The sequence below is a fragment of the Falsirhodobacter deserti genome (assembly GCF_004015795.1).
Lineage (GTDB): Bacteria > Pseudomonadota > Alphaproteobacteria > Rhodobacterales > Rhodobacteraceae > Falsirhodobacter > Falsirhodobacter deserti.
In genome coordinates this window covers 321,207-333,529 of the sequence record NZ_ML137218.1, presented here as the reverse complement: position 1 = coordinate 333,529, position 12,323 = coordinate 321,207, and the positions used below count along the sequence as shown (strand labels likewise).

The following is a 12,323-nucleotide window of genomic DNA, read 5'->3' as shown; positions in this document are numbered from 1 at the left end:
ATGACCTTCGGGCACGGGAGGGGAGAACCGACATGACCATCAAGCTGGCCCTTGTGGGCCTTGGCAAGATCGCGCGGGATCAGCATTTGCCTGCAATCGCCGAAACCGAAGGGCTGGAACTGGCCGCCATCGCCAGCCGCCATGACCGCCATCCGGACCTGCCTTCCTTCACCGGCCTGCACGACCTTCTGGCGGCCCAAGCGGTGGAGGCGGTCACCCTTTGCACTCCGCCGCAGGGGCGATACGCGCTTGCCAAGTCCGCGCTGGCGGCGGGCAAGCATGTGATGCTTGAAAAGCCGCCCGGTGCCACGGTGGCCGAAGTCACCGCCCTTGCCGCCCGCGCCCGCAAGGCGGGCCTGACGCTGTTCGCCACGTGGCACTCCCGCGAGGCGGCGGGGGTGGAGGCTGCGCGCGAATGGCTGGCCACCCGCCGCATCCGCGACATCCGCATCATCTGGAAGGAAGACGTGCGCCAGTGGCACCCGGGCCAGGAATGGATCTGGCAGCCGGGCGGCCTTGGCGTGTTCGATCCCGGCATCAACGCCCTGTCCATCGCAACGCACATCCTGCCCGCCCCTCTGATGGTGACGGCGGCAGATCTGTCCTTCCCGGCCAACCGCGATGCGCCCATCGCCGCGCATGTGGTGATGGAAATGGACGGCATTCCCGCCATCGCGCAGTTCGACTGGCGCCAGACGGGCCGGCAGACATGGGATATCGAAGTGGCAACCGATGGCGGCACCCTGCGTCTTTCCCATGGCGGAAGCCGCCTGCATCTGGATGGCGAGGAACGGGTCGCCGAACCCGACCGCGAATACCGCCGCCTTTATGCCCGCTTCGCCGACCTGATCCGTCGCGGCGAATCCGACGTGGATCTTGCCCCGCTGCAACTCGTGGCCGATGCCTTCCTTCTTGGCCGCCGCCGTCAGGCAGAGGCGTTCGTGGAATGACGGCAACACGCGAACCCTTCGGCCCGCAGATGGAGCGTGTGACCCTGCGCCGCCCTTCGGGGCTGGAGGCGCGGATCATCACCTTCGGTGCCGCCCTTCAGGCGCTGATCGTGCCGGATCGCGATGGCCGGCTGGATGACGTGGTGCTCGGCCATGACGGGCCGGACGGTTATCTGGCGCATCGCGATTTCTTTGGCGCAACCATCGGACGCTTTGCCAACCGCATTGCAGGTGGCCGCTTTCCCGGCGGCCAGGTGCCACCGAATGACGGGCCGAACGCGGTGCATGGCGGGCCGGAAGGTCTGGACCGCCGACACTGGCAGATCGAAACCGTCGAGGACGACGCTGTCACCCTGTCCACCCACAGCCCCGATGGGGATCAGGGCTTTCCCGGCAACCTGCTTGTCCGCGTCACCTATGCGCTGGAAGATGACGCGCTTTCCATCCTGTGGCAGGCGCAGACGGACCGGGACACGCCCGTCAACCTGACCAACCATTCCTTCTTCAACCTTGGGGGCAAGCTGCAGGGTGGCATGCGTGACGTCATGGGGCATGTCCTTCAGGTGAACGCCTCGCGGTTTCTGGCGGTGAATGCCGTGTCCATCCCCGAAAATCCGGCGCCGGTTGAAGGCACGCCATTCGATTTCCGCCAGCCCCGCCCCCTTGGCGAGGGGATCAGGCAGGGGGTTCCGCAGCTGTTGCGCGTGCAGGGCTATGATCACTGCTACTGTCTGGATGACCAGGCCGCGGCGGTTCTGCACGATCCCGTTACGGGCCGAAGGATGGAACTATGGACTGATCAGCCCGGGCTTCAGGTTTACTCGGGTAATTTCCTTGACGGCAAGCGCACCGGCAAGGGGGGCCTTGCCCCGCGCATGGGCGACGCGATCTGCCTTGAGCCGCAGGAATGGCCCGACAGCCCGAACCGTTCCGACTTCCCCTCCCCCATCCTGCGGGCGGGGGAAAGGTATGCGCGCCAGATGCGGCTGCGCTTTTCGGCGCAGTAGCTACGCCGCCCCGCCCGCCGCGTCATAGGCTTCGACGATCCGGCGGGCGGCCTGTGCCGTCTGCTGGGGCGACTGGCCGGGCCGGTAAACCGCGGTGCCGATCCCGAAGCCCGACGCGCCCGCAGCCAGCCATGCCGCGAAGTTTTCGGGCCCGGCACCGCCCACGGCATAGCAGGGCACCTCGGGCGGCAGAACGGCGCGGATGGCGCGCAGCCCTTCCGGGCCGATCAGGCTGGCCGGAAAGAATTTCAACCCAGTCGCACCCGCCTGCAGCGCCGCAAAACATTCCGACGGGCTGAACACGCCCGGCCAGCTTTGCATTCCCGCGGCCCGCGTGGATGCGATGACCTGAGGATCGGCATTGGGCGAGACGACGATCTTCGCGCCCAGCGCGGCCAGCCGCTCCACCTCTGCCACCGTCAGCACAGTGCCCGCGCCAATCGTTGCCGAGGGGAAGCGGGCCAGCAGGCGCTGGATGCTGTCGAACGGGTCCGGAGAGTTCAGCGGAACCTCCAGAACCTCGATCCCCGCCTCGATAAGCGCGTCGGCGTGGTCGCGAACCTCTTCGGGCGCGATGCCACGCAGGATGGCGATGATGTTGCGGCTCATGATCCCTCCAACAGGTGATGGGCGGCGGAAAGACCCGCCAGAACGGCTTCGCGCCCGGAAATAACTCGCGCGTCGGGCATGGCGCGCGCATAAATTGCGGTCACGTCATCGGCCCCGACAAGCGTGACGGGGCGGCCTTGCCACCAATGGCACATCGCGGCCAGTTCCGCCCCGATCAGCAGGCCGGACAGCCGCCCGCGTCCCCGTTCCGGCGAAAGGTCAGCCAGCAGCGCCTCGGCCCGCAGGGCAAAAAAGCGCGCTGGAATGGCATCGGGGGCCGCCAGCGCTTCGGCCAAAGCCTCGTCGAAGGCATCGAGGTCCAGCCCCTTCCCTGCCATCGAATGACGCAGAACGGACTGGCCCGACAAAAGCGCGAACATCTCTCCCGTCATCAGGCTGCGGAAGGCGGCCACCTTTCCGCCTGAAACCATTGCCCATTTGCTGTGGGTACCGGGCAGGCAGACCGTCCCCTCGAAAGCGGGATCGGCAGCAAGAACGCCTGCGATCTGCGTCTCCTCCCCCCGCATCACGTCATGTGGGGCCATCTGCGACAGGCCGGGCAGGATCGCCACGTCCAGGCGCGGATCGCGCAAGGGCGGCCGCACGACCGGCAACCCAAGCGGGGCGCAGGGCGCGGGGCGATAAGCAGCCTCGGCCCAGCCCTGACGTGCGCCGGCCATGCCGCAGACCACCACCCGCACCGGACCCTCCAGCCAGTCACCGACAAGATCCAGCAGTGCAGGTTCGAACCCGTCGGGCGCCAGAACGCCCATGCCGCGATCGGACGACCGTTCGGCCGTTGCGCGATCCCCGTCCATTCGCCAGACGCGCAGGTTGCTGGTGCCCCAGTCGGCGGCGATCCACATCAATGGCTGTCCTTGCCCACGGCCGACCCGCGGCAGCCGCGCAGGAAGTCGAAATCAGCCCCCGTATCGGCCCCCTGCACATGCTGGTGGAACATCTGGGCATAGCCGCCATTGGGCGGGGCCACATTGGGCTGCCATGCGGCCAGCCGCGCCTGAAGCTCTGCTTCCGGAATATCCAGATGCAGGCGGCGGGCGTCCACATCCAGTTCGATCATGTCACCATCCCGGACCACGGCCAGCGGGCCGCCCACCGCCGCCTCGGGCGAGGTGTGCAGGACGACGGTGCCATAGGCCGTGCCGGACATCCGTGCATCGGAAATCCGCACCATGTCGGTGATGCCCTTCTTCAGCACCTTGGGCGGCAGGCCCATGTTGCCCACCTCGGCCATGCCGGGATAGCCGCGGGGCCCGCAGTTCTTCAGGACCATCACGCAAGTCTCGTCGATGTCCAGCGCCTCGTCGTTGATCTTGGCCTTATAGTCGTCGATGTCCTCGAACACGACGGCGCGGCCGCGATGCTTCATCAGATGCTTGCTGGCGGCCGAGGGCTTCAGCACCGCGCCCTTTGGGGCAAGGTTGCCCTTCAGCACCGCGATGCCGCCATGCGGGGCCAGCGCCTGTTCCACCGGCAGGATGACGTCGCCGCCATGGCTGACAACATGCGCCACCTCGTCCCAGACAGTCTGGCCGGACACGGTCAGCGCATCCTTGTGCAGCAGCCCCGCCTCACCCAGCCGCCGCATCACGACGGGCAGGCCGCCGGCATAGAAAAACTCCTCCATCAGGTATTTCCCCGAGGGCATGAGGTTCACGATCGTCGGCACGTCGCGGCCAAGGCTGTCCCAGTCGTCCAGCGTGATATCAAGGCCCACGCGGCCGGCCATAGCCAGCAGGTGGATGACGGCATTGGTGGACCCGCCGATGGCGCCGTTGGTGCGGATCGCGTTTTCGAACGCCTGGCGGGTCATGATGTCGGACGGTTTCAGATCGTCTTTCACCATCTGCACGATGCGCCGGCCCGACATCTGCGCCACCACGCGGCGCCGGCTGTCCACGGCCGGGATTGCCGCGTTGCCCGAAAGGGCCATGCCCAGCGCCTCGGCCATGGAGGCCATGGTGCTGGCCGTGCCCATCGTGTTGCACGTCCCGGTGGAGCGGGACATTGACGCCTCCGCCTCAAGGAATTCGGCCTGCGTCATCTCGCCTGCCTTCACCATCTCCGAGAATTTCCACAGGTGGGTGCCCGATCCCACCCGCTCGCCCCGGAAATACCCGTTCAGCATCGGCCCGCCCGTCACGACGATGGCGGGCAGGTCCACGCTGGCCGCGCCCATGATCAGGCTGGGCGTGGTCTTGTCGCAGCCAACCAGCAGCACGCAGCCATCCATCGGCTGGCCCCGGATCGCCTCCTCCACCGCCATGGCGGCAAGGTTGCGATACATCATCGCAGTGGGACGATACGTGTTTTCCGAGGCGGAAAAGACAGGAACCTCCACCGGGAAGCCGCCGGCCTCCCAGATGCCGGCCTTTACCTTTTCCGACAGTTCGCGCAGGTGGCCGTTGCAGGGCGTCAGGTCCGACCACGTGTTCAGGATGCCGATCACGGGGCGCCCGTCGAACAGATCGTGCGGGTAGCCCTGGTTCTTCATCCAGCCGCGGTGATAGATCGTATCGCGCGAGGTGCCGCCATACCATTCCTGCGAACGAAGCTTGCGGGGCCAGGGCTTGGGCGTGAATGCGGTCATGGCAATGTCCTTCAAAGCACGGCAACGGTGACGGGGCGCTGCGCGTCCCCCGCCTCGATCGCCATCGGGTTGCGCAGCGGCAGGCCGAAATCGGGTGCCTCGATCTCGAATACATCGCCCGCCTCGGTGCGGATTCCTGCCGCGAAGGACAGAGTGGCGGTGCCGAACATGTGCACGTGCAGATCGCCCGGCTGGCGGAATGGCAGATACTTGAAGTGATGATGTTCAAGATTGGCGATCGAATGGCTCATGTTCGCCTCGCCCGAAAGGAAGGGCGCCTCGAAGATGGGCTGGCCGTTGCGCAGGATGCGCGAGGTGCCGCGGATATCCTGCGGAAGATCGCCCACCAGAAGTTCCGGCCCGAAGGCGGCAGGGCGCAACTTGGAATGCGCAAGGAACAGGTAGTTCACCCGCTCGGTCACATGGTCCGAGAATTCATTGGCAAGGCTGAAGCCCACGCGGTGCGGCATCCCGTCCGGCCCGTTGATGTAGAAGGCGGCGATCTCCGGCTCCTCCCCCCCGTCCAGCGCGAAGGACGGCGAGACGAGGGGATCGTTCGGCGCAACGGCCTGAACGCCCGTTCCCTTGTAGAACCATTCGGGCTGCACGCCGACACCGCTTTCTGGCTTGCCGCCTTCCAGCCCCATGCGGAACATCTTCATGCTGTCCGAAAGGCCCTCGGTTGCGTGCATCGCATCACGGGCGCTGGCCGATCCGGTATGGGTCAGGCCGGTTCCCGTCAGGAACATCCGCGCCGGTTCCGGATGGCGCAGCGGCACGTCCAGCTTGCCTTCAGCGGCAAGGGCGGGCAGATCCACCGCCTCCCCCCCTTCGGGAATGACTGCCGAAAGGGGACGGTTCGTGCGGATCGCCTCGGTTGCCAGATCGAAGATCGTCGCGCCGGCGACAAGTCGGCTGGTGGCGGTGCGCACGACCACGCCGCCCGCTTTCAGTTGCGAAAGATGCATTGGATTACCCTTGGCGGTTCTTGTTGTACACGTCGAAGATCACGGCAGCCAGCAGCACCAGCCCCTTGATCACCTGCTGATAGTCGATGCCGATCCCGAGGATGGACATCCCGTTGTTCATCACGCCCATGATGAAGGCACCGATCACCGCACCCACGATCTTGCCAGCGCCACCGGCCATCGATGCGCCGCCGATGAACACCGCCGCGATCACGTCAAGCTCGAACCCAACGCCGGCCTTGGGCGTGGCGGTGTTCAGGCGGGCGGCGAAGACAAGGCCCGCCAGCGCGGCCAGCATGCCCATGTTGGCAAAGGTCAGGAAGGTCAGGCGTTCGGTGTTGATGCCCGAAAGCTTTGCCGCCTTTTCGTTGCCACCAATGGCATAGATGCGCCGGCCCAGCGTGGTGGATTGCGTCAGGAACGTATAGGCCGAGATCAGCACTGCCATCGTGATCAGCACGTTCGGCAGGCCGCGATAGGTGGCCAGCAGCCAGCTGATGAACAGCAGCGCGAACACGATCAGCGCGTTCTTCACGGCGAAGATGACGAAGGGCTCGTCCTCGATCCCGTATTTCATCTGGCGGCGGCGGGCACGCACCGAAAGATAGACCAGCGCCAGTGCCGTCAGACCGCCCAGCACCAGCGCGGTGACGTTTGGCTTGCCCACGCCGAACAGGTCCGGCACAAAGCCCGTGGACAGCGCCTGGAAGCTGCGCGGGAACGGGCCGACCGAGGCCCCCTCCAGCAGCCAAAGTGCAAGCCCGCGGAAGACAAGCATGCCTGCCAGCGTGACGATGAATGACGGAATCTTCCAGTAAGCGATCCAGTATCCCTGCGCCGCCCCGATCATGAAGCCGGCAATCAGGCAGGCCGGAATGACGACGGCAACCGGCCAGTTCCAGTGCACCAGCATCACGGCGGCCAGCCCCCCCACGAAGCCCGCGACCGATCCCACCGAAAGGTCGATATGACCCGACACGATGACCATCAGCATGCCCAGCGCCATGATGATGATATAGCTGTTCTGCAGGAATAGGTTCGTCAGGTTCACGGGCCGCATCAGCACCCCGCCGGTGGCGAACTGGAAATACCCCATGATCACCACCAGCGCGACGAGTATCCCGTATTCGCGCAGGTTGTTGCGGAAATAGCTGCCCAGCCCGGGCGCTTCAGGCGACGCGGCCATGATGTTCTTCCTTACCCTTGACGATCATCGACATGATGCGTTCCTGAGACGCTTCCCCGCGTCCCAGTTCGCCGACGAACGCCCCTTCGTTCATGACATGAATACGGTCGCACAGGCCCAGAAGCTCCGGCATCTCGGACGAGATGACGACCACCCCCCGGCCCTGCGCGGCCAGTTCGTTGATGATGGTATAGATTTCGAATTTCGCGCCCACATCGATGCCGCGTGTGGGTTCATCAAGGATCAGCACCTGCGGATCGGTGAACAGCCACTTGGCCAGAACCACCTTCTGCTGGTTGCCGCCCGAAAGGTTCATCACCTTCTGGAACACGCCCGGCGTGCGGATTGCCAGCGCCCGGCGGTAATCTTCGGCCACCTGACGTTCCTTGCCGCTGTCCAGAACCGAATTCGTGGAAACCTTCTGCAGCGCCGACAGGGTGGTGTTGCGCATGATCGGATCATCGAGAATCAGACCAAGGCCCTTGCGATCCTCGGTCACATAGGCAAGCCCCGCCGTCACCGCCCGCCGCACGGAGGAGGTGTCGACCGCGGTTCCGCGCATCTTCACCGTGCCGCCTGTCTTGATGCCATAGCTTTGACCAAACACGCTCATCGCCAGTTCCGTGCGCCCTGCGCCCATCAGGCCGGCAATGCCCACGATTTCCCCCGCGCGAACGTGGAAGGACACATCGCGCACCACCATGCGCTCGGCGTGTTCCGGGTGGCGGACCGACCAGCCCTCCACCTCCATCAGAACTTCGCCGATCTGCGGGCTGCGTTCAGGGAAGCGGCTGTCCATGTCGCGGCCCACCATCTCGCGGATGATGCGCTCCTCGCTGATCGGGGCGTCCATCGTGGACACGGTATGCCCGTCACGCAGCACTGTCACCCGATCGGCCACGCGGCGGATCTCGTTCAGCTTGTGCGAGATGATGATGGAGGTGATCCCCTGCGCCTTGAATTCCAGCATCAGGTCCAGCAGCGTCTGGCTGTCGTTTTCCTGAAGCGAGGCGGTGGGTTCATCAAGGATCAGCAACTTCACGCGCTTGGACAGCGCCTTGGCGATTTCCACCAGCTGCTGCTTGCCCACGCCCAGCTTGCCCACGGCCACGTTCGGCGCCTCGCGCAGGCCGACCTTGGCCAGCACATCTGTGGTCCGCTTGTAGGTTTCGGGCCAGTCGATGCGCCCGCCCGAGGCGACCTCGTTGCCCAGAAAGATGTTTTCCGCGATGGACAGAAGCGGCACCAGCGCCAGCTCCTGGTGGATGATGATGATGCCCTTGTCTTCGCTGTCCTGTATCCCGCGAAAGGCCATGGGCTGACCCTCGAACAGGATCTCGCCTTCATAGCTGCCATGGGGGTAAACCCCGCTCAGCACCTTCATCAGGGTGGATTTTCCTGCGCCGTTTTCGCCGCAGATCGCGTGGATCTCGCCCGGCATCACGGTCAGGTTCACATCGTCAAGCGCCTTCACGCCGGGGAAGGTCTTGGTGATTCCCCGCATTTCCATGATGGCTGTCATGTCTGTCACTCCCGAAGGACGGCCCCGCCGTTTTGGCGGGGCCGTGCGCTTCACTTGATCTGGTCTTCGGAGTAGTAGCCCGAGCCGACCAGCACCTCTTCGACATTCTCAGCATCCACCGCCACCGGCTCCAGCAGGTAGGAGGGGACGACCTTGACGCCGTTGTTGTAGGTTTCGGTGTCGTTGATCTCGGGCTCGGAGCCCGACAGAACCGCATCGACCATGCCCACGGTCACGCGGGCCAGTTCGCGGGTATCCTTGAAGATCGACGAATACTGCTCTCCGGCAAGGATCGACTTGACGGATTGCACCTCGGCATCCTGCCCCGTCACGATCGGCATTTCCATGTCGCCGGAGCCGTAGCCGACGCCCTTCAGCGACGACAGGATCCCGATCGACAGCCCGTCATAGGGCGACAGGACGCCATGCACCTGCTTGTCGGTATAGGTGGAGGACAGGATGTTATCCATCCGGCTTTGCGCAACCGCCGGATCCCAGCGCAGCGTGCCGACCGTTTCCATCCCCGTCTGGCCCGAACCGATGACGATCGAACCGTCGTCGATCAGCGGCTGCAGCACCGACATCGCGCCGTCATAGAAGAAGAAGGCGTTGTTGTCGTCCGGGCTGCCGCCGAACAGCTCCACGTTCCACGGCTTGGCATCGGGGAAGCGTTCCTTCAGCCCATCCACAAGGCTGGCGGCCTGAAGCACGCCTACCTGGAAGTTGTCGAAGGTGGCGTAATAGCTGACGTGCTCGGACCCGTTGATCAGGCGATCATAGGCGATGACCGGAATCTCGGCAGCGGCGGCATTCTCCAGCACGTTCGACAGGGTTGTTCCGTCGATAGAAGCGATGACCAGCACGTTCGCGCCCTTCACGATCATGTTCTCGATCTGGGACAGCTGGTTTGGAATGTCATCTTCGGCATATTGCAGGTCGGTGGTATAACCGGCCTCTTGCAGTGCCTTCACCATGTTGTTGCCGTCATCGATCCAGCGGGCCGACGATTTCGTGGGCATGGCGATACCGACCAGGCCCTTGTCCTGCGCCGAAGCCTGCAAAGCAAGCAGCGACACGCCCATCGCAGCGACTGCCGCGAACAGCTTCCGTTTCATCCGAATCCTCCCAAGATGCCCGACCCTCCCCGGCCCGGCTTCTGGGTGCAGATTGATCCGGTGGTTCATGTCGATCAAATGATTTAAGCTGCAATCCACATATCAAATTCGGTATATCGCGATGCAGATGAACCTGAAGCTGGACCAGATGCGCCTGATCGCGGCAATCGCCGAACACGGGCAGTTGCAGATTGCCGCATCCGTTCTGAAACTGTCGCAGCCCGCCGCATCGCGCATGCTGGCCGAGATCGAGCGTGCGATCGGCAGCCCGCTGTTCGACCGCCACCCCAAGGGGATGGAGCTTACGGCGATGGGGCAGGTTTTCGCGCGCCATGCCCATGCGATGATTGTCGGGATGCGCGATCTGACGCGCGAGGTCGAGGGCCTGCGCGACGGCCGCGCGGGCAGCGTGCGCGCGGGCGCGGTCACGGGGCCTGCGCTGGGCCTGATGGTGCCGGCCATCCGGCGCCTGAAGGCGCTGGCGCCGGATGTTCAGGTTTCGGTGGATGTCGCGCCCTCGGCGGCACTTGTGCGGGGGCTGATGGCTGGCGAATACGATTTGGTCATCGCCCGCCTGCCCGAAGGCATTCGCCGCAGCGAATTCACCATTCAGCTTGCCGGGGCGGAGAAGATCCGCTTCCTGGTGCGCCGCGATCACCCGCTCGCCGGACGAACCCGCCTGCCGCTGACGGCGCTGGCGCAGCATGACTGGATCATCCAGGACCGCAGCGCCCCCATCCGTCATGCGGTAGAAGACGCGCTGGCCCGAACTGGTGCCCCCCCATCTTCGAACGTGATCGTTACAAGTTCCTTGCTGATGATGATGGCCTTCCTTTCAGACAGCGATGCCGTCGCCCCCATGTCCGAGGAGGTCGGGGCCCTGATCGCCCAGCCGGGCATGTCAGGCTTTGCCATGCTGGATATGGCAGAGGATCTGAGCGTGCCCCCCTGTTACATCATCGAAGCCAAGGGACGCAGCCGGTCCGCCACCGCCACACGGCTGAAACAGCAGCTTCTGGCCGAACTGGCGCAAAATGGCGCTGCATTTCGCTGACCATCGGACTTGTTCCCTGTGCCAATCTCAATGTACGGGTCAGCGGAGACGTGGCCGAGTGGTCGAAGGTGTGACATCCGGGACAACTCACTTCACGCGTCAGAGCCGCCGCACCAGCAACAGCTTGAGATAAGAGTGCACAATCCGCCTTCTTCTAATTTAAGTGACCCATCAGGCCGCCGAAGTCCCGCGTCTGCGCATAGAACCACATTGCCCAGGTGGGACGTCAGGTCTGTGGCGTAACCTCTCGCCCGATCCGGCCGCCGCGCGCGCGTTGCTTAGCGCCGTCTGCACCTGATTGCCGGATTCCGTTTCGATGCGGAGCTTGCAGGGCGGCATCTTCCGCGTGCGGAAGATGCTGCCGGCGTCGGGCAGGTCGCTGGCAGCAATCAGCCGGCGATTACGATCAAGCATCCTCACCATCCGGCTCTCCCTGTTCTTGGCGTCACGCACGAAGGATGGCCTCGACGGGCGATGCCTGTCGCCTCGGCCGTGGGCTATGCCCTTCAGAAGGACGCGCCTGATGCGATCAAGCGGCTCGTTGTTTCTGCCGAAACCCTGCGCGTTCTGACGATGGCCAAGCTGGACACCTTGAACAAGGGGCAGGCGAAACGCAAGCTACGGCTCGCTGAGGCAGGCAAAATAACGGCTGGGTCGCCTCTCTCCCATTCAGACGTCCATCGCGACATTCCCTTCGATTGACCATCCGTTCTGCTTCAGGAAATCGCTGCACTTTCGCGGTGAACATTGCATGAAGCGGGCGGTTGCCTCAAGAAGGCTTGCCGGTCGCCAGTGGCTTGCGCCACGGTCATGACGCGAACGAAGGCCCCAATTCCTGATCTTTAAGTAGTGCCAGCCCATCATCGATGCCGGGAATGAAAAAATCTTCCGGGCGGGCCTCTTGCAAAAGAGGGGGCTGCGTAGCGGATCCCTGCTGTAGCTTCGGGCGGAAGGACTTATTGGTGAGGTTATGCCCGAAAGACGTCCAAGCGAAAGGCGGGATACGACGGGAGTATCTTGCGCCGCGCCAGTTCCTGCGGCTGATCGCGTGAAAATCTGAGGAACATGCTGCACCGGTTTTGCACGAGACTCACGTGCAGTTCCCGAGAATTTCGCAGAAAACCCGCGAAAACAGGGTTTTGCAGGTTTACCAGCCAGATACCGAAAAACCCCTTGTTTCCCTGTGCCTTGCCCAATATACGGGTCAGTGGAGACGTGGCCGAGTGGTCGAAGGCACACCCCTGCTAAGGGTGCAGGCCCGGAAGGGTCTCGAGGGTTCGAATCCCTTCGTCTCCGCCATT

At 64.2% G+C, this 12,323-nt stretch carries 11 protein-coding genes and 1 tRNA gene; 5 read left to right on the top strand and 7 right to left on the bottom strand.

Going from position 1 to position 12,323, the window contains the following annotated elements:
- Positions 1-32: 32 nt before the first annotated feature.
- On the top strand, positions 33-950 hold the full coding sequence (locus JX25_RS01675) for a Gfo/Idh/MocA family protein (RefSeq protein ID WP_128253389.1): 918 nt from the start codon (positions 33-35) through the stop codon (positions 948-950).
- On the top strand, positions 947-1,957 hold the full coding sequence (locus tag JX25_RS01670; RefSeq protein ID WP_128253388.1) for an aldose epimerase family protein: 1,011 nt from the start codon (positions 947-949) through the stop codon (positions 1,955-1,957). The genes JX25_RS01675 and JX25_RS01670 overlap by 4 nt, the downstream gene beginning before the upstream one ends.
- Here the strand turns inward: JX25_RS01670 and JX25_RS01665 are convergent, their stop codons facing one another.
- Genes JX25_RS01665 through chvE form a run of 7 tightly spaced genes read right to left on the bottom strand, consistent with a single transcriptional unit; the run spans position 1,958 to position 9,935 of the window.
- On the bottom strand, positions 1,958-2,566 hold the full coding sequence (locus tag JX25_RS01665; protein ID WP_128253387.1) for a 2-dehydro-3-deoxy-6-phosphogalactonate aldolase: 609 nt from the start codon (positions 2,564-2,566) through the stop codon (positions 1,958-1,960).
- Complete coding sequence (locus JX25_RS01660; protein WP_128253386.1) at positions 2,563-3,432, bottom strand: 2-dehydro-3-deoxygalactonokinase; 870 nt, start codon at positions 3,430-3,432, stop codon at positions 2,563-2,565. The genes JX25_RS01665 and JX25_RS01660 overlap by 4 nt, the downstream gene beginning before the upstream one ends.
- Positions 3,432-5,177, bottom strand: a complete 1,746-nt coding sequence (gene araD / locus JX25_RS01655; protein ID WP_128253385.1) for an L-arabinonate dehydratase — start codon at positions 5,175-5,177, stop codon at positions 3,432-3,434. The genes JX25_RS01660 and araD overlap by 1 nt, the downstream gene beginning before the upstream one ends.
- Before the next feature lie 11 nt (positions 5,178-5,188).
- Positions 5,189-6,145 carry an AraD1 family protein gene (araD1, locus tag JX25_RS01650; RefSeq protein ID WP_128253384.1) on the bottom strand — a complete coding sequence of 319 codons (957 nt, stop codon included), beginning with the start codon at positions 6,143-6,145 and terminating at the stop codon, positions 5,189-5,191.
- A 4-nt stretch (positions 6,146-6,149) separates the two neighbouring features.
- Complete coding sequence (gene mmsB / locus JX25_RS01645) at positions 6,150-7,331, bottom strand: multiple monosaccharide ABC transporter permease (protein ID WP_128253383.1); 1,182 nt, start codon at positions 7,329-7,331, stop codon at positions 6,150-6,152.
- Entirely contained in the window at positions 7,315-8,853 is a 1,539-nt protein-coding gene (gene mmsA / locus JX25_RS01640; protein ID WP_128253382.1) for a multiple monosaccharide ABC transporter ATP-binding protein, read from the bottom strand. The genes mmsB and mmsA overlap by 17 nt, the downstream gene beginning before the upstream one ends.
- A 50-nt stretch (positions 8,854-8,903) precedes the next feature.
- Positions 8,904-9,935, bottom strand: a complete 1,032-nt coding sequence (gene chvE, locus JX25_RS01635) for a multiple monosaccharide ABC transporter substrate-binding protein (RefSeq protein ID WP_241557924.1) — start codon at positions 9,933-9,935, stop codon at positions 8,904-8,906.
- Positions 9,936-10,089: 154 nt separating this feature from the next.
- Between chvE and JX25_RS01630 the strand changes: the two genes are divergently transcribed.
- The 3 genes from JX25_RS01630 to JX25_RS01620 all read left to right on the top strand — a co-directional run bounded on the left by JX25_RS01630 (position 10,090) and on the right by JX25_RS01620 (position 12,321).
- Positions 10,090-11,022: a LysR family transcriptional regulator gene (locus JX25_RS01630; RefSeq protein ID WP_128253380.1), complete on the top strand. Its 933-nt coding sequence runs from the start codon at positions 10,090-10,092 to the stop codon at positions 11,020-11,022.
- Between the two features lie 474 nt (positions 11,023-11,496).
- Positions 11,497-11,724 carry a hypothetical protein gene (locus JX25_RS01625; RefSeq protein ID WP_164876031.1) on the top strand — a complete coding sequence of 76 codons (228 nt, stop codon included), beginning with the start codon at positions 11,497-11,499 and terminating at the stop codon, positions 11,722-11,724.
- A gap of 507 nt (positions 11,725-12,231) precedes the next feature.
- A tRNA-Ser gene (locus JX25_RS01620) sits at positions 12,232-12,321 on the top strand.
- The last annotated feature ends 2 nt before the right edge of the window (positions 12,322-12,323 follow it).

What these genes read in the sequence shown, in the direction of transcription:
- JX25_RS01665 (WP_128253387.1), bottom strand. Translation starts at nt 2,566, where the DNA reads ATGAGCCGCAACATCATCGCCATCCTGCGTGGCATCGCGCCCGAAGAG.
- mmsB (WP_128253383.1), bottom strand. Translation starts at nt 7,331, where the DNA reads ATGGCCGCGTCGCCTGAAGCGCCCGGGCTGGGCAGCTATTTCCGCAAC.
- JX25_RS01660 (WP_128253386.1), bottom strand. Translation starts at nt 3,432, where the DNA reads ATGTGGATCGCCGCCGACTGGGGCACCAGCAACCTGCGCGTCTGGCGA.
- JX25_RS01630 (WP_128253380.1), top strand. Translation starts at nt 10,090, where the DNA reads ATGCAGATGAACCTGAAGCTGGACCAGATGCGCCTGATCGCGGCAATC.
- JX25_RS01670 (WP_128253388.1), top strand. Translation starts at nt 947, where the DNA reads ATGACGGCAACACGCGAACCCTTCGGCCCGCAGATGGAGCGTGTGACC.
- chvE (WP_241557924.1), bottom strand. Translation starts at nt 9,935, where the DNA reads ATGGGCGTGTCGCTGCTTGCTTTGCAGGCTTCGGCGCAGGACAAGGGC.
- araD (WP_128253385.1), bottom strand. Translation starts at nt 5,177, where the DNA reads ATGACCGCATTCACGCCCAAGCCCTGGCCCCGCAAGCTTCGTTCGCAG.
- mmsA (WP_128253382.1), bottom strand. Translation starts at nt 8,853, where the DNA reads ATGACAGCCATCATGGAAATGCGGGGAATCACCAAGACCTTCCCCGGC.
- JX25_RS01625 (WP_164876031.1), top strand. Translation starts at nt 11,497, where the DNA reads ATGCCTGTCGCCTCGGCCGTGGGCTATGCCCTTCAGAAGGACGCGCCT.
- araD1 (WP_128253384.1), bottom strand. Translation starts at nt 6,145, where the DNA reads ATGCATCTTTCGCAACTGAAAGCGGGCGGCGTGGTCGTGCGCACCGCC.
- JX25_RS01675 (WP_128253389.1), top strand. Translation starts at nt 33, where the DNA reads ATGACCATCAAGCTGGCCCTTGTGGGCCTTGGCAAGATCGCGCGGGAT.